Origin of the sequence: Polaromonas sp. (assembly GCF_030682935.1) — a bacterium.
GTDB lineage: Bacteria > Pseudomonadota > Gammaproteobacteria > Burkholderiales > Burkholderiaceae_C > Polaromonas.
In genome coordinates this window covers 1-22,302 of the sequence record NZ_JAUXNA010000244.1, presented here as the reverse complement: position 1 = coordinate 22,302, position 22,302 = coordinate 1, and the positions used below count along the sequence as shown (strand labels likewise).

Sequence of the window (22,302 nt, the reverse complement as noted above, 5' to 3'; positions counted from 1 at the left end):
CGCAAGATCGAACTGTCGATGGGGCAGATGCGCTTTCTGATCAACGGGCGCACCTTCCGCATGGACGAGATTGCGTTCGACGTGAAGCGCGGCGCGGTGGAAATCTGGAACATCAGCAACCCGGCCATGGGCATGCCGCACCCGATGCACATCCACGGTTTTTCGTTCCAGGTGCTCGAACGCATCGGCAGCCCGCCCCAGGTCGCGGCCACGGCGCGTTTCGGCCAGGGCCGCACCGTGAGCGACCTCGGCTGGAAGGACACCGTGCTGGTCTGGCCCGGCGAAACGGTGCGGGTGGCGATCGACTTCGCCCACGACTTCCCCGGTGACCAGACCTACGTCTTCCATTGCCACAACCTGGAACACGAAGATGGCGGCATGATGATCAACTTTCGCGTGAAGGGTTGATGACACCGGCTCGGTGAGCCGGCGTCACACCCTTCTCCCTGGAGATTTCCATGGACGACAAGCACAGTTCTCAGCCCTGCCTTCCGGGCGCCACGCCATTTTGGCGCTCCCGCTACGGACTGGGCCTGCTCGTGTTCGGCGCTATCGCGGCGTATTTCCTGCTCACCGAGCATCGCGCCCACTTTTTCGGCGCCCTGCCGTTCCTGCTGGTTCTGGCCTGCCCGCTGATGCATGTGTTCATGCATCGCGGGCATGGACGCCATGGCGGCGCTCATGCGGGCCACCACGGGAGCAACAAAAGCCCGGACACGGCGGCCCCACCGGCATCCGGGACCGGAGAACAGCCATGAGCCCTGATGCCCCGGCCTACGGACTCTGGACGCTTGTCTTCCTCAATTCGGCCATCTTCCTGATGTTCGCCTTCAGCTTCTTCAGGCCCCAGACCGCACGGGACTGGCGAACTTTCGGCGCATTCGCTGCGTTTATCGTCGCGCTCTTTGTCGAGATGTATGGCTTTCCGCTCACCATCTATGTGATGTCCGGCTGGCTGCAGACCCGGTTCCCGGGCACCGACCTGCTTTCCCACAACGCCGGTCACCTGTGGTCAACGCTGCTGGGCGAGCAGGGAGACGCCCACTTTGGACCCTTGCACATCGCGAGCTATGTTTTCCTGGGCTTCGGTTTTTACCTGTTGTCCAGCGCCTGGAACGTTTTGTATCAAGCGCAACGCGGCAACACGCTGGCCACCACGGGGCCTTACGCGCGGATTCGCCACCCCCAATACGTGGCCTTTGTGCTGATCCTGCTTGGCTTCCTGTTGCAGTGGCCGACGCTGCTCACCCTGGCCATGTTCCCGATTCTGCTGGTCATGTATGGGCGTCTGGCCATCACTGAAGAAGCGCAGATGCGCACCCGGTTCGGAGATGCCTTTGAGCGCTATGCCCGGCGAACCCCCAGGTTCTTCCCCCGCATGGGTCAAGGTTCAACCGCGGGCTGAGTGCTTCGTTCAATATGGGCTACGCTTGGACTTTCACGCGGTGGTATCCAGGCGAGGCTGTGTTCGCAGCATGGCGCGCGCTGTCTGTGCGTTCCGCCGGAGCGGCATTTCCGCACCTGCTGGCGCTGTGCCTGCTGTGGTTCAGCGCTGACGCTCTGGCCGAACGCGATGTCAGGATCGAGCGCGATGCAGACACGATCCGCATTGATGCCAAACTGCGCGTTGACGTGCACCATCACATCGCTTGGCAGGTCCTGACCGACTACGACAATCTTGCGCGCTTCGTCCCGGGCCTGCAAATCAGTCGCATCGTGAGCGAGCCGGGTGCGCCACTGCTGCTCCAGCAGACGGGACAGTCAGGGTTCCTGTGGCTGACCTTGCCGATCGAGGTTGTCGTGCGAATCGTGGAAGTACCGCTTGAGGCGATCCGTTTTTCCGCTGTCAGCGGCACTCTAAAAAGCAAGTCCGGCGAGTGGCGCATCGAGGCGCAGGACGATGCGACGCTGCTGATCTATCGGGCCAGCATCGTTCCGGGTTTCTGGGTGCCGCCCTTGATCGGCACGGCCATGATGGGGCAGGACGTCAGGAGCAAGCTCGTGGGTGTCGCCAACGAAATGACGCGGCGCGCGGCTTCTGCGCAATCCGGGAAGTCCGGATCAGAGGCGTACCGATGAAGCGGTGTTCAACGCATGCATAAGCGTGTATTTTTCCAAGGAGCAGGGTATGTACGGGTTTGACCACGGTGTCTGGATGTTGGGTGGCTGGATTGTGATGCTGGCGTTATGGCTGCTGCCGTTCGTCCTCTTGTTTGTCTCAATCAAGGTTTTCTTCGAGCGGTTCAAGGCGGGCACGGACAAGAGCGCGCTTGAAATACTGGAGCTGGCCTATGCCAGCGGAAAAATCGGCCGCGAGGAATTCCTTCGAAAACGCGACGACTTACAAGCCAGATCGTCTGGAGACCTGCCTTGAGTATCCGTGGCTCGCGCCACGTCTTTCAGCGCCACCGCCGTGTCCTCGAATGAGTGTGGGTACCGAGCAATATCCAACGGGTGTTCGCACCCACCACGGCAAAGGAGTAAATCATGTTTTTAGTACGGAATTTCCATCACGTCAGGATCGGCGGCTGGATCCTCGCGGCCACGCTCGGCGTGGTGGCTGCGCCCCTGGCCGCACTGGCGCAAGCCAGCGCGAATGCGACGACCACGCAGTCGTCGAGTGAGCTAGGGGTGACTGTCAAGGTGACGCCGAAGTTGATCGGATCGCCCGACAAGCCGTGGGAATTCACCATCGTGCTTGACACCCACAGTGCCGACCTGAGCGACGACCTGACCCAAAGCGCCACCCTGACGACCGACGACGGCCGCACGTTCAAGCCCGTGAGCTGGCTCGGCGCGCCACCGGGTGGCCATCACCGTGAAGGTGTGCTGGCATTCGATGTTCCGGCGCCGCGGCCGAGTACGATCGAACTCAGCATCACCCGGCCGGGTGAATCCGCACCCCGGACATTTCGCTGGCAGCTCTGACCCACTGAAGGAGAAGCGTATGGAATGGCTGACACAGAACTGGATCAATCTGCTGTTATTGGTGGGCGTGATCCTGTTCATGCGCTTCGGCGGCATGGGCTGTGGCTCCGGTGGCCGACCCGCTCAGCCGGAGCACAGGCATGACCGGCAAGGCAGTGTGGACACGCCCGTCGAATCCGCCCCGGCCACCGACCCCGTCAGCCGACGCCCGGTCGATCCGACATCGGCGGTAGCGACGGTTTACCAGGGCCGCGCCTATTACTTCGAGTCGCGCGAGAACCGTGACCGTTTCGAGGCAGCGCCGGACCAGTACGCCACGGTGCCAAAAGACGGTGACAAGGCCGCCGGGCATGACCACCACGGCGGGTGCTGCTGAGGAACTGCGCCTGCTGCCTTGCCCCTAACTCGATCAACACCAGACCTGAAAAGAACAAGACCATGAACACCGAGAGCACCACTAGACCTGCCGCCCCGACCTCGGCCGTTGATCCGGTCTGCGGGATGAGCGTCCAAGCCGACAAGGCGGCGGCCCGCCTGGAGTTTGATGGCAAGCTGTACCTGTTCTGTTCCACAGATTGCCAGCACAAGTTTGAGATCGACCCCAAGAAGTACATAGGCACGGCGGCGGCGACCCTGGTACCCGATGCCACTGGCGCGCCGATATCCGCCCTGGCCCCGACGGCGCCCGATCACGGTATGCCGATGCAAGCCGCGTTGCGTCGCGGACTGCAAGGCCAGGCCAAGGATCCGATCTGCGGCATGATGGTTGACAAGGCGAGTGCTTTACGCTCCGAGCGTGGCGGACGCAGCTACTATTTCTGCAGCGTCGGCTGCCAGCGTACCTTCGAGTCGCCGGAGCAGGAGCTGAAGTCGATGCGCACGCGCGTGGCGATCGCCCTGACCGGGGTGCTGGCGCTGGCGATCATGCGGGCCGGCGCGTTCCTTGCGCTGGCCACCGGTGCCACCATCGTCAGCTGGGCACCGGTTTCGGCGCTGCCCTGGTTCACCTGGGGTATGTGGCTGTTTCTGCTGGTGACGCCGGTGCAGTTCATCGGCGGCTGGAGCTTCTACAAGGGCGCGTGGAACGCCATCCGCAGCCGCCGCATCAACATGGATTTCCTCATCGCGATGGGCACCTCGGTGGCCTATTTCTATAGTGTGGCCGTGGTGTTTTTCCCCGACGTGTTGCCGGTCGAGATCGATGAGCGTGCAGTGTATTTCGAAGTCTCCGCCGTCATCATCGCCTTTGTGCTGCTCGGCAAGTACATGGAGGAGATCATCAAGAAGCACTCTTCCGCGGCCGTACGCAAGCTGCTCGACCTGAAGCCCGCCACCGCCCAGGTGGTGCGCGAGGGGGTCGAGATGGAGGTGCCGGCCGAGAGTGTGATGGTCGGCGAAACCGTCGTCATGCGTCCGGGGCAGCGCATTGCCACCGACGGGGTGGTGCTGGAGGGCGCCTCGGCGGTTGATGAATCGATGCTCACCGGCGAGTCCATGCCGGTCGAAAAGCAGGTCGGCTCCAAGGTCATCGGCGGCACGCTGAACCGCACCGGCTCGTTCCGCTTCCAGGCCACGCGCGTGGGCACTGAGACCGCACTGGCCCAGATCATCAAGATGGTCGAGGATGCCCAGGCCAGCAGTGCCCCGATCCAGCGCATCGCCGACGAGGTGACGCGCTACTTCGTGCCGGCCGTCGTCGGCACGGCATTCCTGGCCTTCGCCGGCTGGTGGCTGGCTGGCAATTTCCCGCAAGGGCTGCTGGCCTTCATCGCGGTACTCATCATTGCCTGCCCCTGCGCGCTCGGCATCGCTACGCCCGCCGCGCTGATGGTCGGCGTCGGGCGCGGCGCGCAGGCCGGCATCCTGATCCGCGGCGCCGAGGTTCTTGAGAAGGCGCAGAAACTCGACACGGTCGTTTTCGACAAGACCGGCACGCTCACGCGTGGCGAGCCCGCCCTCACTGACGTCTTGGTACGGCCGGAGTGGACGAAAGAGCAGGCGCTGCGGCTGGCCGCGAGCCTTGAATCCGGTTCGGAGCACCCGCTGGCCGAGGCCATCGTGCGCGGCGCACGTGAGGCAGGCGTCGCGCCAGCGACCGTTGAGGGTTTCGATTCGGTCCCCGGCCATGGGGTGCAGGGCCGCATCGATGGTGAGCCCGTGCTGCTGGGCAACCGCCGGCTGATGCAGCGCGAAGGGGTGGACATCGCTCAAGTGCAGCCCGAGATGGAACGCCTGGAGGCCGATGGCAAGACCGCCATGCTGCTGGCCAGCGGCGCACGCCTGGTGGCCGTGATTGCGGTCGCCGACACGGTGAGGCCGGAGGCGCAGGAGGCCATCGCCGCGCTGCAGGCCGAGAAAGTGCAGGTGATCCTGTTGAGCGGCGACAACCAGCGCACCGCCGCCGCCATCGGCCGCCTGCTCGGCATTGACCGCGTCATCGCCGACGTGCTGCCCTCCGACAAGGCCAAGGTGATCAAGGACTTGCAGGCGCAGGGCCGGGTCGTGGCGATGGTCGGCGATGGCGTCAACGATGCGCCGGCCCTGGCCACGGCCGACATCGGCATCGCCATCGGTTCCGGGTCCGACGTGGCCAAGGAAACCGGCGGCATCATCCTGGTGCGCAGTGATGTGCGCGACGTCGTGGCTGGCATCCGTCTGTCGCGCGCGACCATGCGCACGATCAAGCAGAACCTGTTCTGGTCCTTCATCTACAACAGCATCGGCGTGCCGATTGCCGCCCTGGGATTTCTCAACCCGATGATTGCCGCAGCGGCGATGGCGCTGTCGTCCTTGTCGGTCATCATCAACTCGGCCCTGCTCAAGCGCGTCAAGCTCGAGCAGCGGTAAAACAGGAAGGCAGCACCATGCAAGGTGGTCTCAAGACACGCTTTGCCGACCGCTGGCTCTGGCTGTGTCCGGTCCTGAGTATCTTGCTGGCGGCGGTCGTGCTGATGCTGTTCGGCTTCACGTTCTGGGGCGCTCTGCTGGCCGCGCTCCTGCTGGTCTGTCCGGCGATGATCCTGTGGGGTGCCATCGAGGTCATGCTCGATGAACGCCACCAGCGCGCCGCCAGGGATCGGCAATGTATTGCACCTGCGACGGCGCCGGTTGTGAGTCCGCTGTTTCGGTTCCATCGGGAGGCTGCAGCCGCTATCGCTGCCAGTCCCCAGGCCGTGTTCGCGTTCCTGGACGACCACAGGCGGCTGACTGCGCATATGGAAAAGCCGTCGCTGATGACGGCCGGCGCCACGATGAAGATCGAGACGGACAGTCAACAGGGCCAGGCCGTCGGCTCTTTGATACGCATGAACGGACGAATCCTGGGTATTTCGTTGTGCGTCGAGGAGACGGTGAGCGAATACAGGCCACCTTTTCGGAAAACCTGGGAAACCCGTGGTGAACCGCGCTTGCTGGTGATTGGCGGATACCGGATGGGCTTTGAACTGACTCCCAAGGCAAGCAAGACCCATCTGCGCGTCTGGATCGACTACAACCTTCCGTCCGGCATTCCGGAACGCTGGCTCGGAAGAATCCTGGGCGATGCCTACGCGAATTGGTGCGTGACGCGCATGGTCAGAGATGCTGCGAGAGCTTTTTGATGGTTTGCGCCTTGCACTCAAGTCACAAGGATTTCATGATGACTTCTTTTTAGGCGCTTGCAACTGGCTTGAGGGATAAGACTGATAGATACGGGAGTTGCCGTCCTCAAGCACGAGCAGCACGTCATACGGGTCTTTGCGCCCCCCATAGGCGGGCCCGTCCATGCCTGGTGAGCCGACAGGCATACCCGGCACTGCAAGACCAACGGCCTTGGGGCGCTCCTTCAGGATTTGGTGAATGTCGCGGGCTGGAACATGGCCCTCAAGGGCATAGCCGCCGACCTGCGCGGTGTGGCAGGAGCCCAGTTTGTCAGGCACGCCCAGCCGGGCCCGTGCGGCCGTGTTGCCGCTGCCTTGTACCTTGACCCGAAACCCGTTGGCTTCCAGGTGGCTGATCCAGTCCTGGCAGCAGCCGCAGTCGGGGTCTTTCCAGACCTCTACCAGCGGTTTGGTTTGCGCCATAAGGCTGGGCGGCAGGGCTGAAGCGCCAGCCAGGCTGGCGAGGGCTTGAATAAGAAAACGTCTTTTCATCAGGTTCTCCTTGAGTGAGCTGGGAGTTAATGGACAACTGATTGGCGGGGGCGCTGCGGCCGAGGACGATGCCTCTGCCTGCCGCAGGCGCACCCCAAGCCGTCAAATTACTTGATGGCTTCAATCGCCGTGACAACGATGAAACCTTCGCGTTTTTCAGCGTTAAATTTGACCTTGTCTCCGACTTTGATGTTGTCCAGCAGAGACGGGTCCTGAGTTCTAAAAACCATGGTCATGCCCGGCATATCCATGTTTTTGATCTCGCCGTGCTTGAGGGTGATTTTTTGCGCTTCTGTGTCAATTTTTTTCACCTCGCCGTTGCTCATCTCCATGCCCTTCATATCCATGCTCATGCCTTTTTCCTTCATCCCGCTCATGTCCATGGCGGGTTGAGCCAACAGGCTGGTAGAAGCAAGGGTGGTCGTGGCCAGCAGGGCGCCGAGGGCGAAGTTTTTAAGAATGTTCATGGTTTTTCTTTCGTGTGTTTATCTGGAAGCCAATTCGGCATTCCGTTTGGTGGGTGAAACGGCGATTTTGCCTTTCATGCCCGCCTCAAAATGTCCTGGGTGCAGGCATGCAAAATCAACGGTTCCCGCTTTGGTGAATTGCCACAGAATCTCACTGGTCTGTCCGGGCTTGACGGTGAGCATGTTGTCGTCTGCGTGCTCCATCTCGGGGTTCTTTTTCATCACTTCGTAATGCGCCTTGAGGTCTTTTGCCGTGCCCAGCACAAACTCGTGGCTCAGCTGACCGGTGTTCTTCACCACAAAGCGGATCGTCTCGCCCTGCTTGGCGCTGATGTTGGCGGGAGTAAAGCGCATGGTGTCGCTCATGTCCACCTCGATGGTGCGGGTCACCTTGCCAGCGACACCGGGTTTACCGATGACTGGCGCATCATGCCCGCCGCCGTGACTGCCGGCTGCAAAAGTGCTTGTGGCGCTCGCCAATACTGCGCAAGCAGCGATGAGTTTGATAGTATTTTTCAAGAGATTTCCTTGGTTGCTGGGTTGCTGGGTTGATGGGTTGATGGATTAGTGGGCCATGGTGCCCATGGGTTTACGGATTTGGACTTCGGTGCCGGGGCCTGCGGTTGCCGGCATGGCTGTGCTGCTTGCCTTCATGCGCGCAGGATCGGGCAGTGCGCCTGTCCATTCATAGGCTTGGGTGCCGGCCGGCTGCTTGTACCAGCCCGGGTCCTTGTAGTCGCCAGGCTTTTGGTTTTTTCGGACCTTGAGGATGCTGAACATGCCGCCCATTTCCACGCCGCCGTAAGGGCCGGTGCCGGTCATCATCGGTGCGGTGTTTTCGGGGATCTGCATTTCCATCTCGCCCATGTCGGCCATGCCGCGCTCGCCCATCATCATGTAGTCGGGCATGACCTTTTGCAGTTTTTTGACGAGGCCGCGATGGTCCACGCCAATCGTGGTGGGAATGGCGTGGCCCATGGCGTTCATGGTGTGGTGGCTCTTGTGGCAATGAAACGCCCAGTCGCCTTCTTCGTCGGCCAGAAAATCAATTTGCCGCATTTGGCCCACGGCCACATCGGTGGTGACTTCGGGGGCGCGTGCCGCCATGGGCCACGGCCCGCCGTCGCTGCCTGTGACCTTGAACTCGTGGCCATGCAGGTGGATGGGGTGGTTGGTCATGGTGAGGTTGCCAATGCGGATACGCACCTTGTCGCCCAAGCGCACATTGAGTGTGTCTATACCCGGGAAAATCCGGCTGTTCCATGACCACAGATTGAAGTCCGTCATGGTCATGATCTTGGGCGTCATGGTGCCGGGGTCAATGTCGTAAGCGTTGAGCAGGAACACGAAGTCGCGGTCCACCTCGTCAATCAGCGGGTGTTTGCCTTTGGGGTGGGTCACCCAGAAACCCATCATGCCCATCGCCATCTGCGTCATTTCGTCAGCATGCGGGTGGTACATAAAGGTGCCGGGGCGCCTGGCCACAAACTCATAGACAAAGGTTTTACCCACCGGAATGGCTGGCTGGTTCAGGCCTGACACGCCGTCCATGCCGCTGGGCAAGCGCTGGCCATGCCAGTGAATACTGGTGTGTTCGGGCAGCTTGTTGGTCACGAAAACGCGCACCCGGTCGCCTTCCACCACTTCAATCGTGGGGCCGGGACTCTGGCCGTTGTAGCCCCACATGTGGGCTTTGAAGCCGGGTGCCATTTCACGCACCACCGGCTCGGCCACCAGGTGAAATTCCTTCACACCATTGTTCATGCGCCAGGGCAAGGTCCAGCCATTGAGTGTGACTACCGGGTTGTAGGGCCGCCCGGTTTGCGGGGTGAGGGGCGGCGCGGTATCGGCATGGTTCATGATGACCGGTTCAGGCAGGGCGGCCATGGCGACCCGGCTGACCGAGGCCGCTGCGACCGCCGTGAGCGCGGCACCGTTAAAAAAATGACGTCGATTCATTGGAAAATCCTTGGTTTTTTATTTTTTGGTTTTGCTGGGGTTCAGTGCGCAGCCGCGGCAGCGCCACCAGCGGTTCCGCCGGCGCTGCGTGCCCCCGAAGCGCCGGAAGCAATTTCCGCAGGTACGCCAGCCAGCACGCTTTGCAGGTCGGCCTCGGCTAACCAAAAGTCACGCTGGGCTTCAATGGCGCTGTTGGCGCCAAGCACTTGCGCGCGGGTGTCGGCCAGCAGGTCGAACACGCTGAGCAGCATACCGTTGTAGCGCAGCACCACCTCGTCATTGATGAACTTGCGCAGCGGCACTACCTCGTCCCGGTAATGCCGGGCCAGGTCGTAAGCGGTGCGGTAGTTGTTGTAGGTCTGCCGTGCTTCGCTGCGCGTTTTGATGGCCAGTTCGCGTACAGTGGCTGCGTCGCCCATCGCGTCCCACAAGGCGTCGGCGCTGGCCGGGCGTGGGTTTGCCAGCTTGCGTTGCCATTGGGCTTGCGCCAGGCGCAGATCCCCGTTCTCCTTGAGGACACGGGTTTCGATGTCGGGCAAGTCCTGCGCCTGGGGCGGCAGCGCAGGCAGTTCGCTGGGTAGCTCAAACCGGGTTTGCGGGCCCCACAAGCCCAGGGTGACGATGAGTTTTTCGCGCGCATTGAACGCTGTCTGCTGCGCTCTGGTCAGTTGCACGGCCGCATCAGACAGCATGACCTGCTCGCGTGCCTGCTGCAATTTACTCATGTTGCCGACCTGCGTCATGCGCCTTGCCAGCTCGCCTCCGGCTTCTGTTGCTTCTTTGGCCTCCAGCATGTAGCGTGCGCTTTGGGCCGCAGCAACGGCTTCTATCCATGCCTTGCGCGCATCGGCGGACAGCCGCGTGATGGTCTGCTGCGCCTTGAGTCTGGCCAGGCTCGGGCTGCTCACAGCGTCTGAAAGCCCCACGCCAGCGCTGGCCAGCGACACCTGCAGCCCCGGATTGTTGAGCAAGGCGATGCGCACGGCCGCTTCGGCGGTAAGGGGCGCTTTCAGCCACTCGTTGACCATGGCGCCTGGGTCTGCGCCTGGCCGGGCAATCGGGGCGCGGGTGTCGCCTGAACCCACCAGCTTGCCAGTGAGAAGTTGCTGCAGTCCAGTCACGCCCCCATCCGCATCAGGTGCAGCGAGCGCTTGCCCCGTGAAGGCCAGCAGCAGCGCAGTCATGGCGCTCAGGCGCAATGCCGGGGTTGCGCGGGTGTTCAAAAAATTTTTCATGGTGCGCTTTAGCGAGTGGGTGGGCTGGATGGACCGGATGAGCTTTGGGTCTGTGCCTTGGCCTGTTCCTGTTCCCATTTCAGAAGGTCGGCATGGCCTCTCTTGAATTGGCCCACATCAGCATTGGCTTTTTTCCAGTCAATGCTGGTTTTTTCCACGCCAGTGGGGAGGTCTGCAAATACCGAGCGGTAGAGCGCTGCTGGAACCGGCGTTTCCGGGTGGGCCGCCTGCGTGGTAGCTTGAGGGTCAAGCTGGGGGTAGGGCGCGGCCTGGACGCTGGCCGCTGCCGGCAGCACCAGTACGGCGAGCAGCGCCAGCCTCGCGGGTGACTTTGAAATAAAACGGACGTTCAAAAAAATCTCCTTAAATACAAGCGGGGCGATTGAGGGAAATCGCACGTATTCGGGCAAGTCAGCCTTGGAAAAGACCGTGCCGCAAGCAAGTACAGACCCACTACGGGCCTGGGCGTCAGGAAATGGGCGGTTTTTGGCCGAGTGCCGTTTCGGCACTGGCAAATTGGGCAACTTCCGTGCGGGGTAGTGTGTGCAGCTTGAACGCAGCGGTTACATCGGCTGCCGTTGGGGATAATGCGACGCTATGACAGGCCTGACAGACGCTGCAGGATTCGCAGTGTGTATCTGCTGCGTGAGTTTTTCCGCCAGAAGCATGACCTGCGCAGTCGGCTGCGGTCCAAGCCGCCTCTGCCACCACTGTTTCGGGGTCAAAATGCGCTTGCGTACCGGCTTCATGAGCGTGGTCCGCTATTATTTTTGTTGCGGTTTGCTGCACCTGGGTAGCAAGCATCCCGGTCGCCATCGCGTCACTGCCCCAGCCGCGCAAGGGCAGCAGGGCGATCAGGATGATGAGGAACAGATGGCGCATGAAGTGATGAGAGGCGAGATGTGTTTAAAAAAAGTTCATTTTATATTGCAGGGCTGCATAACGCTAAAGGCCGGATGAGACGACGAAGATGTATTTACCCTGCGCTTAACCTTGGTAACTAATGAATTCATTCGGTCTGTTCGGCATGGCAAAAATCTATCACTGCAATGCCTTAGTCCAACGTTCAAGAAGTTAGTTCCAGTGTCTCATGTGCGCCCGCATGGCGTTGGAACGTCTAGCAAGCTCAGCGCCTATCATGGTGATTGATTTTTCCATCCGTAGTTCCCATGATTTCTCCTTCTTTGATGCGGAAAGAACGTCCAAGTTTATCTTCCATTGCGAGGGCAGACAGACCGGGGGGAACAAGACCGAGTGCAATAATGGTTCTACGAATAGATGTGCCGGGAATCTTTTTTGGTGATTCGCAATAGGGCCCTAAGTATTCCGCAGGGCCTATGACGCAAGCGCTGCATCACTGACCCCAATGTAGCGCTCGATGGCAGACAGCGGTCTGACCAGAACATTACGATTTTGATATGTGAGATCGTGATGATTTAAGCGGAGGAGTAAATCCCGATGGAAATGACAGCGTGAAAGTCGTCCGTCCGTCCGTCAGGCTTTGCACGCTTACGCGTCCGCCATGGGCCGTCATGATGGATCGCACAATCGCCAAGCCTAGGCCCGCGCCTCCATCGAGCCGCGCTCGCGCAGAGTCAATGCGGTAAAAACGGTCGAAGATGCGCTCCAAGTGTGTGGGCGCGATAGTGTCGCCCTCGTTGATCACCGCCAAGGTAGTGCTTCCATTTTCTATGGCAATCAGCACGCTCACCTTGGAATTCGCACGGGCATGGCGAATCGCGTTGGACATCAGGTTTGTAATTGCGCGTTGTACTAACAGGCGGTCACCCATGACAGTTGCTGCGCCTGTTATGTCAACTGTTAATCCTCGTTCCTCCGCAATCAGCGACAAATACTCTGCTACCTGCCGGGCATCTCGGTCTAGTTCGACCGGCTCACGTTCAAGCGGATTTTCGTTGTGGTCTGCGCGGGCGATGAAGAGCATGTCCGAAATCAGGCGAGACAGGCGTTCAAGTTCCTCGACATTGCCTTCCAGTACTTCTCGGAGATCAGCGACTGTGCGTGTGTGGGACAGGGTGACCTGCGTTCTCCCCAAAAGCGTTGCAACGGGGGTGCGCATCTCATGGGCAAGTTCGCCGGTAAACTCCTGCAGTCTTTTGTAGCCTTCATCAATGCGCTCCAGCATGTTGTTGAATTCCTCCGCGAGCTCGTAGAGTTCCGTTGGCAATCCCGAAGACGATATTCTGTGGCTGAGCGATTGAGTTCCAATGGATGCGGCTAATCGATGGAATTGCCGTAGCGGGGCCAAACTAGTGCGCGCGATGAGCCAAGCGCCAAGCGCGACGACGAGCAGCAGCACTGGCCAGGCAACCAAAGTGGTACTGATAAAACCTCCAAGTAACCTGCTGTCATGTCGCCGGTCCAAAGACAGGTAATAACGCACTGACTTTCCATTTGCGACCGGAGTTACACCTTGAATTGAATTTAGTCGCTCACCGTTTGGTGCTCTCCATGCATAAATAGACGAATTGATGACCTGGCTGGCATCCAATGCAGACGGCGATTTCTCCGCGGTCTCGGAGAAGCTCGCCACCATTTCTCCGCTGGATGGGTCAACCAGCGCCAAATGCAGATCATCGTGGCCAATCAGTAAATCTCCAAACCTGTGCCTGTTTTGAAGAATTGCTTCAGGTGACGGCATTTCAGACAATACATGCAGCAGCAGGTCGCGCTTTCCCTTCAGCTCTTCGGTAGAACGTGCGTCAAGCTGTTGTGACAGCGCGTAAAACCCCACCACGATGGCCCCGCCCGTAATGACGAGGCCAAAAAAAGCACTGATTAACGCGATTCGTGTCGCCAGTGAATTTTGGGCCCACAGGTTGGGTCGCGTACGTTGTGTCACGACGTAACCCGGCGTTCAAGAACGTAGCCGACGCCGCGCACGGTGTGGATGAGTTTTTCGTCAAACGGGTCGTCAATTTTGGCGCGCAGCCGCCTGATGGCCACTTCGACAACATTTGTGTCCGAGTCGAAGTGAATATCCCAAACAAGCGACGCAATCTGCGTCCTCGAGAGTACGTCACCACTTTTTTGGGTAAGAAGGGTCAGTAAAGCGAACTCCTTGGCGGAAAGGTCTATCCGCTGGCCGGAACGGGTCGCGCGGTGACGCACTGGATCGATTTCCAGATCGGCAGCACGCAAGACAGGATCATTCGTAACTGGCTGGCCGCGCTTGAGCAGAGCGCGCACCCGCGCTAACAGCTCCGGAAACTGGAACGGCTTGACCAGGTAGTCGTCAGCTCCCAGGTCGAAGCCTCGCACCATGTCGTCGGTCTTGCCGCGGGCGGTGAGCATCAAGACAGGCACTTGCCTGGAGGTGCGCAGCGCCGACAGCACGGCAAATCCGTCGATGCCTGGCAGCATGACGTCCAGAATCACCAGGGCATGATCACCATTGGCCGCCGCGTGCAGGCCGTCCGTTCCGTTGTGGGCCACCTCAACGGCGTAGCCGCTTTCCGTTAAACCCTGACGCAAATACTCCGCAGCCTTGGGTTCATCCTCAATCACCAAAATCTTCAAAATGGATTCCCTTCGTATATGACACATTCGTAATCTGCGGGTCAGCGTGGTGTTGCCGTCAGGCTTCTACATTGGGAACCGTGATGCAGAGTTTGCTTCGCGGTTGTTCCGAAGATTGGGACAACACAACACAGATGATATTAAAGGAGTTTGACCATGTTCTTTCGTAAAACCGTATTCGCCTCAGCCTTGGTTCTTGCCGCTGTTCCCGCCGCATTTGCGAGCAGCGGCGCCACCTGGGTTAGTGGTGAACGAGGCTTTGAGTTCCATGCCAGCACAAGCACGAAAAGTCGCGCGGACGTACAGAAAGAGTTAGAAGCTTTCCGCAAGAATCCGGTCGCAGCTGACGAGGACAAGATAGTCAACACCGATACTGGATATATCGCTCCTCGGCACAGTTACGCGTTTCAGGGCGGCAAGCTTGTCCATGCGGATAGCATGGCACACGACACCCCAAAGCCCAGCCTGGCGATGACGGATGCCGAACGGCAACTGCATCGTGAACTGTACTCGCGGTAAGCACCACGCCGGCCATCAATCCAACACACGTAAGAAGTTTTTATGAAGGAAGATAAAGATCAATACGTTGCTGGCCGCTGCGGTCCTGTTTTCGGGGAGTTCCGGGCTGGTGGTGGCTGCACCTGCCGCCTTGATAGCAGGGCTGACGTCCAGAGAGATGCGCAAGATGACTGCCGTGGCCTGACCCTACAACCCATCCCAGGAAGGCCCATTGTCTGCGGGTGTTGTTAGCTACAAAAACTGGAGCGTTTTGGGTGGCTATCCGTTATCAGGCAGCGACGGCCAGAGGGGCGGCCTACCCAGCGTGAAGCTAAACGTAGCGCCTTGGCCCGGGGCGGACTTGGCCCAGATCTTGCCGCCGTGGCGCGTCACAATTTTGTGCACAGTGGCCAGGCCAATGCCGGTCCCGGCGAATTCCGACACGGTGTGCAGCCGCTGGAAAGCAGCAAAAAGCTTCTCCGAAAAAGCCATGTCAAAGCCCGCGCCGTTGTCCTGCATGGAATACACGGTCTCGCCATCCGTGCTGGTTACGCACTGAAAAGCGATGCTGGTTTGCGGCTGTTGGCTGCTGAACTTCCACGCGTTACCCAGCAGATTTTCCAGCACCTGTTGCAGCAGGCGTGGGTCACCCTGGGCCACCAGATCAGGCTGGATATCAAATTGAACCACCCGGTCGGGCTCGCGCTCCCGGTAACCGTTCAGTACCGTTTCGGCCATGGCGCTCAGATCAACGCTGTCCCAGCGCAGGCTGATCCGCGAGACCTGAGCCAGCAACAACAAGGCGTCGATCAGCTCACTCATCTGCTTGACTCCGGCGTTGATGCGATTGAGGTAATGCTTGCTGCGCACACTCGCCGTGCTGGCACCGATTTCCTTGCCGAGCAGGCCGCTGAATCCGCCGATGACGCTCAGCGGCGTGCGCAGGTCGTGTGACACAGAATACGAAAAAGCTTCGAGCTCCTGGTTGGCCGCCTGCAGCTGCGCTGTGCGCCGCCGCACACGCTCTTCCAGCTCCGCATTGAGTCGCAAAATTTCTTTTTGCGACTGCTTGCGCTCGGTGATGTCGCGCAGCACGCTGACAATGATCCAGTCCGCGCCAGCGCGCTGGGCCTGTCGATGCACTTCTACCTGCAACTGGGAGCCATCCTTGCGCCGCACGCGGGTTTCCGTCAACTCGTTCGTCGCGGGACCAGCGATGATGGCATCGTATGCGCGCTCCAGCTGTTCATGCGTAACCGCGCCTAACTGCGCGGGGTCCATCTGGAATAACTCTTCGCGCGTATAGCCGAGCATGGCGCAGGCAGTCGCGTTGACCTCGACAAAGCGCATGGTGCTGCGGTTCGTCAGAAAAATCGCATCGGCGGTGGCGTCCATCGCCGTACGGAAGCGCTGCAGGTCGGCCGTGCGCGCCTGCACCTGTTCTTCGAGGATGCGGCTATGGCTTTTGAGAAAATCGCCATATTCTTTTAACCGCAACAGATTGCGCACCCGTAACCACAATTCGGCCCGGTTAACGGGTTTCGTCAAAAACTCTTCCGCCCCGGCATCCAGACCCGCCAGGCGGGCGCTGTGGTCGATGAGCGCGGTCAGCATGATGATCGGAATATTCGCGGTGGCGGGGTTGGCTTTGAGCTGGCTGGCCACCTGGTAGCCGTCCATGCCCGGCATCATGATGTCGAGCAAAATCAGGTCCGGCGCGCGCTGCGCAACCGAGGCCAGTGCCTCTTCGCCATTGGCGGCGCTGAGCGTGAGATACCCTTCGGGCCGCAGCAGCGCTTCAAGCAGCTTGCGGTCCGGGAGTTCGTCATCGACGATGAGGATGGTGGCGGGGGCGCTGGTCATGGTGGCTGATGAAGGGGATTTGCCTGGCTGGCCGCTTGCGGCTCCCTCTTGACCAGCAGGGTGTCGATTACTGCATACAGTTCCTGGTAGCGCAAGGGCTTGGCGATATACGCGTCGCAACCGGCTGCCCGGGTCTTTTCCTGGTCTTCTTTCATTGCCATTGCGGTCAGCGCAATGACGGGAATGGCGGCGGTGGCCGGATCCTGTTTCAGCAGGGCCGTCGCTGCCAGGCCGTCCATGCCGGGCAGCTGGATGTCCATCAGGATCAGCTCGGGCTGGTCGGCGCGCGCCAGCGTCAAGCCGGTCTCGGCATCGACGGCGCACAGCACCGCATGGCCTGCGTTACGCAGCAGAAGACAGACCAGCTTCATGTTCGCCGCGTTGTCTTCAATGATCAGTATTCTGGCCATCTGGCGCCTTCTTTAATGTGGCCGCAAGGCCCGTCTTACCTCGTTGATAAATTGGACATGGTCGAATCCGGCTTTTCCGACAAAGTGGATGTGCTTGCCCGAGTTGTTATTGAGCGCAGTGCGGTCCTGTGCCGTGATCTGTTTGGCGGTCACCACCAGGATAGGGATGCGCGCCGTATCGGTATTGCGCTGGAGCGCTTCAACAACATCGAAGCCGCTGACTTCCGGCATCATCAGGTCGAGCACCATCAGGTCCGGCCGCAACTGCTGCGCCAAAGTGATCGCTTCGCCGCCGCCATAGGCGCGCACGACCGTGTAGGCCGGGGCCGGCAAGAACGCGGCAATCACTTCGACGGCTTTGGGATCGTCATCCACGACCAGAACCGTGCGAGTGTGTTCCTCGGCTGGATGCAGGCCCAGATTGGCCAGAGAGAATTTCAGCTGGGCGCGGCTGACCGGTTTTTGCAGTACGGCGGCGGCGCCACAGGTCAGCGCCATATTACTGTCGGCCACGCCGGCAATAATCACCACCGGCACATGGGCCAGCGTGCTGCTTTCGCGTAGCTGCAGCAGAAACTCCCAGCCACCGATGCCGGGCAGCTGAATATCCAGCGTGATCAAGCTGATGGTTTGCTGCGGCGCCAACAGCAGGGCGTCCTCGGCACTGGCAGCGCGCAAGACGGTAAAGCCCTCGGCTTCGAGCAGCAGGCGAACCAGGTCAGCCGCCAGGTCGTCGTCCTCGACCACCAGCGCAATGCGCCCCGTCGGCTCGGCTGCAGCCGGGGCCGCAGCGTCGGTACTGTGGGGCAGGGTGGGGGCGTCTTGAGCCGGCATGCGCAGCGGCAGCCAGGCCGCGAAGCGCGAACCCTCGCCCTCTGCGCTGGCCACGGCGACGGTGCCCCCGTGCAGTTCGGCCAGTTGCTTGACCATCGCCAGACCCAGACCGGTGCCCTCGAATTTACGCGCCAGGCTGCTGTCGATTTGACTGAAGGCCTGGAACAGTTTCGCCATGTTTTCCTTCGAAATGCCGATGCCGCCGTCGCTGACGCCTATTTCGAGAAATTCGTTGTACTCGTTGTCGGCCAGGGGGAAGCTGTGCACTGGCCAGGCGCCGGACAGCGTGCCAACGGTACTGCGCGAGACGCGCCGCGCGTTCAAGGTCACGCGTCCGCCGTTGGCGCTGAATTTGACGGCATTGGACAGCAGGTTGTAGACAATTTGCTTGGTCTTGCGCATGTCCAGCTGGGGCAGGCCCAGGTCGTCGGCTATTTCGAGTTCGAGATGGATGCGCTGGGCGGCCGCCTTTTCCTTGACGATAGACAGGCTGTTCGACAGCAGGCTGTTCAAGTCGCCCGCCTCCAGCTCGAGTGTCATCATGCCCGCTTCGACCTTCGACAAATCCAGTATGTCATTGATCAGGGACAGCAGGTGCTGCCCGCTGGTGAAAATATCGCCGATGTATTCCTGCTGGGTCTCGCTCATCTGGCCCATCAATCCATCCTTGAGCGCCTCGGAAAAGCCGATGATGGCGTTCAGCGGCGTGCGCAACTCGTGCGACATGGTGGCCAGGAATTCCGACTTCATGCGGTTGGCATGCTCCAGCTCGATATTTTTTTCCTGCAAGGCGCGCTCGAAGCGCTTGCGCTCGGTCACTCGCGCGCCGCCGCGAACACGCCTTGCAGCTTGCGGTCGCGGTCGTGGAAGGTCGCGGCGTTGTAGGACACCACTGTTTCTTCGCCATTCTGGGCGCGCACGGTCAGTTCGTAGTTGCTCACCTTGTTCTCGGTGAGAACGCGTTTGATCGCGGCGTCGGCCCGCACCGGGTCGGTAAAAAAATTCTTGCAGGGCGCACCGATCAACTCATCGCGCGTGCGCCCGGTGAGCGCCACCATCTGCTGGTTCACGTCCGAGATGTAGCCCTGCGGGTCGGTCATCATGAGCGCGTCGATATTCGATTCGATCAGGGAGCGGGTGTAGAACTGCTGGTCGCGCAGCCGTTGATCAAGTAGCGCCTGGGCCGCCTCGATTTGTTTGCGGGCCGTATTGTCGGTGCCGATCAATAAATAGCCGAGGATGTTTTCTTGCGCATCGCGCAGTGCCGTGACCGAGACGATGGCGGGGAAGCGGCTGCCATCCTTGCGGATGTAGGTCAGCTCGTAAATATCTTCGATGCCGCGCGAGGCCTTGAACACCAGCGCCTCAAAACCCGGCGTGATCGGGGTGGCAAGTTCGAGGCTCAGGCTTTTGGCGCGCGCTATCACTTCCTGCGGATCGGAAATGTCGGCCGGCGTAATCTTGTTCAGGACGTCAGCGGCTGCGTAACCGAGCATGCGTTCGGCGCCGACATTGAAAATCTGGATGACGCCTTTTTCATCGGTGGCGATGCTGGAGAAGTTGGCGCTGTTGAAGATCGCGTTCTGCAAGGCCCCTGCTTTAAGAAGTGCCTCTTCTGCCTGCTTGCGGGCGGTATTGTCGGTGCCGATCAATAAATAGCCGAGGATGTTTTCTTGCGCATCGCGCAACGCCGTGACCGACACGACCGCCGGAAAGCGGCTGCCATCCTTGCGGATGTAGGTCAATTCATAGATGTCCTCGATGCCGCGCGAGGCCTTGAAGACCAGCGCCTCAAAGCCCGGCGTGATGGGCGTATCGAGCTCCCGGCTCAGGGCCACAGCTCGGGCGATCAACTCCTTCGGGTCCGAAATGTCGGCCGGCGTCACCTGGTTGACGACATCGGACGCTGCATACCCCAGCATGCGTTCAGCGCCCACGTTGAAAATCTGTATCACCCCCTTTTCGTCGGTGGCGATGCTGGAGAAGTTGGCGCTGTTGAAAATGGCGTCCTGGAGCGCACCTGCCTTGAGCAGTGTTTCCTGTTGCCGAAATTCCATGACGCCGTCAAGGCTCCTCGGCTTCTCGCCAGCGCCCTCTACGTAAGCGGTAATCGGCATAAACACTTTCGTTCGGAAAACCACTGGTTCGCAGGCGGCCGGCACACAAAGTGCGCCAAAGCCATGCCTGAACGAAGGTTAACAGTTTATTGACAGTCTTCTCCTGTAAATGAAGGAGATTGCGGCGCCAGGGCTTTCGCTCCGGTTGCCGCCTGAACCCGCTCCCGCCCTGATCAAACAAGCCGGCCGCGGTCCCTCAGGCGACACTGTTTTATCCGGAACTTCCCGGATATGAACTGCGCCAACTCTTGGTAGGCTGTAGGGCAGCTAGTTTTACCTGGAGTGCTCCTTGTCCCTTCTTTCTCCTGCCGATCACGCGCCGCCGGCTGCGCCCGCCCGCCATGACCTTCACTACCCGTTTTGGCCCAGGCGCCTGCCGCGCAGCATCACCCCGCCCGCGACCTCGTTGTGGCACAACCTGGCGGTCAGCGCGCTGCGTTTTCCTGACAAGCCTGCGCTGGTGTTTTTTGACCGCGTGCTCAGTTACGCCGAAGTGCTCCGGCAGGCCGAGCGCCTGGCCGCCACGCTGCACCGGCTGGGCGTCAGGAAGGGCGATCGGGTGGTGCTCAATATGCAAAATTGTCCGCAGTGGGTGATTGCGCACTTCGCAATATTGCGCGCCAATGCCGTGGTGGTGCCGGTCAACCCGATGAACCGGGCAGAGGAACTCAAGCACTACATCACCGACCCGGACGCCAAAGTCGCCATCACGTCGGCCGACCTGGCGCCTGAACTCGTCAGAGCCAGCGACCAGCTGGCGCCGCCAGAACGCCTGACGCACCTGATCGTGACGCATTACAGCGATGCTTTTGATGTGACTGCGCAGGATGACGGCAACGGCACCCTGCCCGAAGCCTGGCGCGACTGGCTCGGCACCCGGCACGCGCTGCCTGTGCTGGAAGGCGGCGCGGTGATGCGCTGGGCCGATGCGCTAGAACCAGACCGTGGCAGCGACGATCTGCCTGCGCATGCGGTGGGGCCGCAGGAGCTGGCCGTGCTGCCCTACACCAGCGGCACCACCGGCTTGCCCAAGGGCTGCATGCACACCCACGCCAGCCTCATGCACAACGCAGTGGGCAGTTGCCTGTGGGGCAACAGCACGTTTGAAAACGTGGTGCTGTCCGTGGTGCCGATGTTCCATATCACCGGCATGGTGTCGGTGATGCACGCGACCATTTACGGCGGCGCCACGCTGGTCATCATGCCGCGCTGGGACCGCGAGCTGGCGGGCGGCCTGATTTCGCGCTTTCGCGTGACCCACTGGACCAACATTCCGACCATGGTGATCGACCTGCTGGGCAGTCCGAACTTTGCCAGCTTTGATCTGAGCAGTCTGGTCTATATCGGCGGTGGCGGCGCGGCCATGCCGCAAGCCGTGGCCCAGCGCTTGTGGGAACAGTATGGCCTGCGCTTTGCCGAAGGCTATGGCCTGACGGAAACGGCGGCCCCTTCGCACAGCAACCCGCCCGACGCCACCAAGCAGCAGTGCCTGGGCGTACCCTTTATCAGCACCGAGGCGCGCGTGATCGACCCGCTGACGCTTGAGGAAATGCCGCAGGGTGAGCAGGGCGAGATCATCATGTGCGGGCCGCAGAATTTCCGGGGCTACTGGAAGCAGCCTGAAGCCACGGCGGCCGCTTTCATCGAACGGGACGGCAAGCGGTTTTTCCGTTCCGGCGATTTGGGTCATGTGGACGAGCAGGGCTATTTTTTCCTCACCGACCGGCTCAAGCGCATGATCAATGCCTCGGGCTTCAAGGTCTGGCCGGCGGAAGTGGAAGCCTTGATGTTCAGGCACCCGGCGATTCAGGAGGCCTGCATCATCTCCACCCGCGACGCCTACCGCGGCGAATCGGTCAAGGCCGTGGTGGTGCTACGCGCCGCCGCCAGGGGTCAGACCACGGAGGCCGACATCATCAACTGGTGCAAAGACAACATGGCCGCCTACAAGTACCCGCGGGTGGTGCAGTTTGTCGAGGCTTTGCCTAAAAGCGGTTCGGGCAAGGTGATGTGGCGCGCACTCCAGGAAGCCGAAACCGGCGATGCCTGACCCTGGATGCAAGAAAGCTATGAGAGAAGTAGCACTCTAGCCCTTATTTTCAGGACTTAAGTAGCTATTAAAAACGTAGCAATATTGCAGCCGGCTGCGATTTTAAACAGCCTGTTCTTTGGTGGGCTAGTCGCCTGACTGGGTTATTCTGCTGATCCGATCGAACTCAACAAGCGCAGCGCGAACCGAACGCTGCCCGCACGCATGGCCCCACCTTCCTCCAGTACCCGTCAACCCCCGCATGGAAAGCCGCTGGCTGGCTGGCGGCTGC

26 protein-coding genes and 1 pseudogene are annotated in these 22,302 nt (G+C 60.5%); 11 read left to right on the top strand and 16 right to left on the bottom strand.

The genetic code is table 11. From position 1 onward, the window contains the following. The 9 genes from Q8K05_RS11345 to Q8K05_RS11305 form a co-directional block, all read left to right on the top strand. Positions 1-408, top strand: a 408-nt coding sequence (locus Q8K05_RS11345) for a multicopper oxidase domain-containing protein (protein WP_305246712.1), incomplete at its 5' end; no start/stop codon positions are given. Between the two features lie 50 nt (positions 409-458). Beyond that, a complete protein-coding gene (locus Q8K05_RS11340) occupies positions 459-758 on the top strand; it encodes a DUF2933 domain-containing protein (protein WP_059757865.1) in 300 nt (99 codons plus the stop codon). Next, entirely contained in the window at positions 755-1,405 is a 651-nt protein-coding gene (locus Q8K05_RS11335) for an isoprenylcysteine carboxylmethyltransferase family protein (protein ID WP_059757873.1), read from the top strand. Before Q8K05_RS11340 ends, Q8K05_RS11335 begins: the two co-directional genes overlap by 4 nt. 59 nt (positions 1,406-1,464) lie before the next feature. Continuing rightward, a complete protein-coding gene (locus Q8K05_RS11330; RefSeq protein ID WP_305246711.1) occupies positions 1,465-2,079 on the top strand; it encodes an SRPBCC family protein in 615 nt (204 codons plus the stop codon). Between the two features lie 49 nt (positions 2,080-2,128). Continuing rightward, complete coding sequence (locus Q8K05_RS11325) at positions 2,129-2,374, top strand: SHOCT domain-containing protein (protein WP_157648652.1); 246 nt, start codon at positions 2,129-2,131, stop codon at positions 2,372-2,374. A 113-nt stretch (positions 2,375-2,487) separates the two neighbouring features. Next, positions 2,488-2,928, top strand: coding sequence for a hypothetical protein (locus Q8K05_RS11320; protein WP_088178792.1), 441 nt, complete (start codon positions 2,488-2,490; stop codon positions 2,926-2,928). A 19-nt stretch (positions 2,929-2,947) separates the two neighbouring features. Then, complete coding sequence (locus Q8K05_RS11315; protein WP_059757883.1) at positions 2,948-3,304, top strand: YHS domain-containing protein; 357 nt, start codon at positions 2,948-2,950, stop codon at positions 3,302-3,304. Positions 3,305-3,366: 62 nt separating this feature from the next. Next, on the top strand, positions 3,367-5,775 hold the full coding sequence (locus Q8K05_RS11310) for a heavy metal translocating P-type ATPase (RefSeq protein ID WP_082708856.1): 2,409 nt from the start codon (positions 3,367-3,369) through the stop codon (positions 5,773-5,775). A gap of 17 nt (positions 5,776-5,792) precedes the next feature. Continuing rightward, a complete protein-coding gene (locus Q8K05_RS11305) occupies positions 5,793-6,527 on the top strand; it encodes an SRPBCC family protein (protein ID WP_202813960.1) in 735 nt (244 codons plus the stop codon). A gap of 33 nt (positions 6,528-6,560) precedes the next feature. Here Q8K05_RS11305 and Q8K05_RS11300 read toward each other — a convergent pair whose 3' ends face one another. From Q8K05_RS11300 to Q8K05_RS11260, 10 genes are all read right to left on the bottom strand, one after another. Next, positions 6,561-7,058: a DUF411 domain-containing protein gene (locus Q8K05_RS11300; RefSeq protein WP_059757892.1), complete on the bottom strand. Its 498-nt coding sequence runs from the start codon at positions 7,056-7,058 to the stop codon at positions 6,561-6,563. 107 nt (positions 7,059-7,165) lie between these two features. Next, on the bottom strand, positions 7,166-7,525 hold the full coding sequence (locus Q8K05_RS11295) for a copper-binding protein (RefSeq protein ID WP_059757896.1): 360 nt from the start codon (positions 7,523-7,525) through the stop codon (positions 7,166-7,168). 18 nt (positions 7,526-7,543) lie between these two features. Continuing rightward, a complete protein-coding gene (locus Q8K05_RS11290) occupies positions 7,544-8,044 on the bottom strand; it encodes a plastocyanin/azurin family copper-binding protein (protein WP_059757899.1) in 501 nt (166 codons plus the stop codon). 45 nt (positions 8,045-8,089) lie between these two features. Next, positions 8,090-9,484: a multicopper oxidase family protein gene (locus tag Q8K05_RS11285; protein WP_305246710.1), complete on the bottom strand. Its 1,395-nt coding sequence runs from the start codon at positions 9,482-9,484 to the stop codon at positions 8,090-8,092. A gap of 41 nt (positions 9,485-9,525) precedes the next feature. Beyond that, positions 9,526-10,719 (bottom strand): TolC family protein, encoded by a 1,194-nt coding sequence (locus tag Q8K05_RS11280; RefSeq protein ID WP_305246709.1) that lies wholly within the window; start codon positions 10,717-10,719, stop codon positions 9,526-9,528. An 8-nt stretch (positions 10,720-10,727) separates the two neighbouring features. Continuing rightward, positions 10,728-11,129, bottom strand: a complete 402-nt coding sequence (locus Q8K05_RS11275) for a hypothetical protein (protein WP_305246708.1) — start codon at positions 11,127-11,129, stop codon at positions 10,728-10,730. Positions 11,130-11,187: 58 nt separating this feature from the next. Next, the gene (locus Q8K05_RS11270; RefSeq protein WP_305246707.1) at positions 11,188-11,601 is read right to left on the bottom strand and encodes a hypothetical protein; all 414 of its coding nucleotides are present in this window, start codon (positions 11,599-11,601) and stop codon (positions 11,188-11,190) included. Positions 11,602-11,845: 244 nt separating this feature from the next. Beyond that, positions 11,846-11,938: a CopK family periplasmic copper-binding protein gene (locus tag Q8K05_RS18875; RefSeq protein ID WP_370868832.1), complete on the bottom strand. Its 93-nt coding sequence runs from the start codon at positions 11,936-11,938 to the stop codon at positions 11,846-11,848. A 186-nt stretch (positions 11,939-12,124) separates the two neighbouring features. Continuing rightward, entirely contained in the window at positions 12,125-13,582 is a 1,458-nt protein-coding gene (locus tag Q8K05_RS11265) for a heavy metal sensor histidine kinase (RefSeq protein WP_305246706.1), read from the bottom strand. Continuing rightward, positions 13,579-14,259, bottom strand: coding sequence for a heavy metal response regulator transcription factor (locus tag Q8K05_RS11260; RefSeq protein ID WP_305246705.1), 681 nt, complete (start codon positions 14,257-14,259; stop codon positions 13,579-13,581). The genes Q8K05_RS11265 and Q8K05_RS11260 overlap by 4 nt, the downstream gene beginning before the upstream one ends. Before the next feature lie 156 nt (positions 14,260-14,415). Between Q8K05_RS11260 and Q8K05_RS11255 the strand changes: the two genes are divergently transcribed. After that, entirely contained in the window at positions 14,416-14,778 is a 363-nt protein-coding gene (locus Q8K05_RS11255; protein WP_305246704.1) for a DUF4148 domain-containing protein, read from the top strand. A gap of 15 nt (positions 14,779-14,793) precedes the next feature. On the opposite strand, the gene Q8K05_RS11250 is transcribed toward Q8K05_RS11255, so the two are convergent. The 6 genes and pseudogenes from Q8K05_RS11250 to Q8K05_RS11230 form a co-directional block, all read right to left on the bottom strand. Further along, positions 14,794-14,943 carry a hypothetical protein gene (locus Q8K05_RS11250; protein ID WP_305246703.1) on the bottom strand — a complete coding sequence of 50 codons (150 nt, stop codon included), beginning with the start codon at positions 14,941-14,943 and terminating at the stop codon, positions 14,794-14,796. Between the two features lie 93 nt (positions 14,944-15,036). Next, positions 15,037-16,620 (bottom strand): response regulator, encoded by a 1,584-nt coding sequence (locus Q8K05_RS11245; RefSeq protein WP_305246702.1) that lies wholly within the window; start codon positions 16,618-16,620, stop codon positions 15,037-15,039. After that, the gene (locus Q8K05_RS11240) at positions 16,617-17,030 is read right to left on the bottom strand and encodes a response regulator (protein ID WP_305246701.1); all 414 of its coding nucleotides are present in this window, start codon (positions 17,028-17,030) and stop codon (positions 16,617-16,619) included. Before Q8K05_RS11240 ends, Q8K05_RS11245 begins: the two co-directional genes overlap by 4 nt. A 12-nt stretch (positions 17,031-17,042) precedes the next feature. Next, positions 17,043-18,683: a response regulator gene (locus Q8K05_RS11235; protein ID WP_305246700.1), complete on the bottom strand. Its 1,641-nt coding sequence runs from the start codon at positions 18,681-18,683 to the stop codon at positions 17,043-17,045. After that, entirely contained in the window at positions 18,680-18,964 is a 285-nt protein-coding gene (locus tag Q8K05_RS18870) for a PAS domain-containing protein (RefSeq protein WP_370868834.1), read from the bottom strand. The genes Q8K05_RS11235 and Q8K05_RS18870 overlap by 4 nt, the downstream gene beginning before the upstream one ends. A gap of 54 nt (positions 18,965-19,018) precedes the next feature. After that, a pseudogene (locus tag Q8K05_RS11230) lies at positions 19,019-19,921 on the bottom strand (PAS domain-containing protein); the annotation flags it as partial. Between the two features lie 433 nt (positions 19,922-20,354). Here Q8K05_RS11230 and Q8K05_RS11225 point away from each other — a divergent pair. Continuing rightward, positions 20,355-22,031, top strand: a complete 1,677-nt coding sequence (locus tag Q8K05_RS11225) for a long-chain fatty acid--CoA ligase (RefSeq protein ID WP_370868833.1) — start codon at positions 20,355-20,357, stop codon at positions 22,029-22,031. Positions 22,032-22,302 lie beyond the last annotated feature (271 nt).

Excerpts from the sequence above, each read along its gene's own strand:
- Q8K05_RS11270 (WP_305246707.1), bottom strand. The coding sequence starts at position 11,601 with ATGCGCCATCTGTTCCTCATCATCCTGATCGCCCTGCTGCCCTTGCGC.
- Q8K05_RS11245 (WP_305246702.1), bottom strand. The coding sequence starts at position 16,620 with ATGACCAGCGCCCCCGCCACCATCCTCATCGTCGATGACGAACTCCCG.
- Q8K05_RS11335 (WP_059757873.1), top strand. The coding sequence starts at position 755 with ATGAGCCCTGATGCCCCGGCCTACGGACTCTGGACGCTTGTCTTCCTC.
- Q8K05_RS11240 (WP_305246701.1), bottom strand. The coding sequence starts at position 17,030 with ATGGCCAGAATACTGATCATTGAAGACAACGCGGCGAACATGAAGCTG.
- Q8K05_RS11280 (WP_305246709.1), bottom strand. The coding sequence starts at position 10,719 with ATGAAAAATTTTTTGAACACCCGCGCAACCCCGGCATTGCGCCTGAGC.
- Q8K05_RS18870 (WP_370868834.1), bottom strand. The coding sequence starts at position 18,964 with ATGACCGACCCGCAGGGCTACATCTCGGACGTGAACCAGCAGATGGTG.
- Q8K05_RS11255 (WP_305246704.1), top strand. The coding sequence starts at position 14,416 with ATGTTCTTTCGTAAAACCGTATTCGCCTCAGCCTTGGTTCTTGCCGCT.
- Q8K05_RS11340 (WP_059757865.1), top strand. The coding sequence starts at position 459 with ATGGACGACAAGCACAGTTCTCAGCCCTGCCTTCCGGGCGCCACGCCA.
- Q8K05_RS11310 (WP_082708856.1), top strand. The coding sequence starts at position 3,367 with ATGAACACCGAGAGCACCACTAGACCTGCCGCCCCGACCTCGGCCGTT.
- Q8K05_RS11315 (WP_059757883.1), top strand. The coding sequence starts at position 2,948 with ATGGAATGGCTGACACAGAACTGGATCAATCTGCTGTTATTGGTGGGC.
- Q8K05_RS11320 (WP_088178792.1), top strand. The coding sequence starts at position 2,488 with ATGTTTTTAGTACGGAATTTCCATCACGTCAGGATCGGCGGCTGGATC.
- Q8K05_RS11285 (WP_305246710.1), bottom strand. The coding sequence starts at position 9,484 with ATGAATCGACGTCATTTTTTTAACGGTGCCGCGCTCACGGCGGTCGCA.
- Q8K05_RS18875 (WP_370868832.1), bottom strand. The coding sequence starts at position 11,938 with ATGGAAGATAAACTTGGACGTTCTTTCCGCATCAAAGAAGGAGAAATC.
- Q8K05_RS11300 (WP_059757892.1), bottom strand. The coding sequence starts at position 7,058 with ATGAAAAGACGTTTTCTTATTCAAGCCCTCGCCAGCCTGGCTGGCGCT.
- Q8K05_RS11295 (WP_059757896.1), bottom strand. The coding sequence starts at position 7,525 with ATGAACATTCTTAAAAACTTCGCCCTCGGCGCCCTGCTGGCCACGACC.
- Q8K05_RS11325 (WP_157648652.1), top strand. The coding sequence starts at position 2,129 with ATGTACGGGTTTGACCACGGTGTCTGGATGTTGGGTGGCTGGATTGTG.
- Q8K05_RS11305 (WP_202813960.1), top strand. The coding sequence starts at position 5,793 with ATGCAAGGTGGTCTCAAGACACGCTTTGCCGACCGCTGGCTCTGGCTG.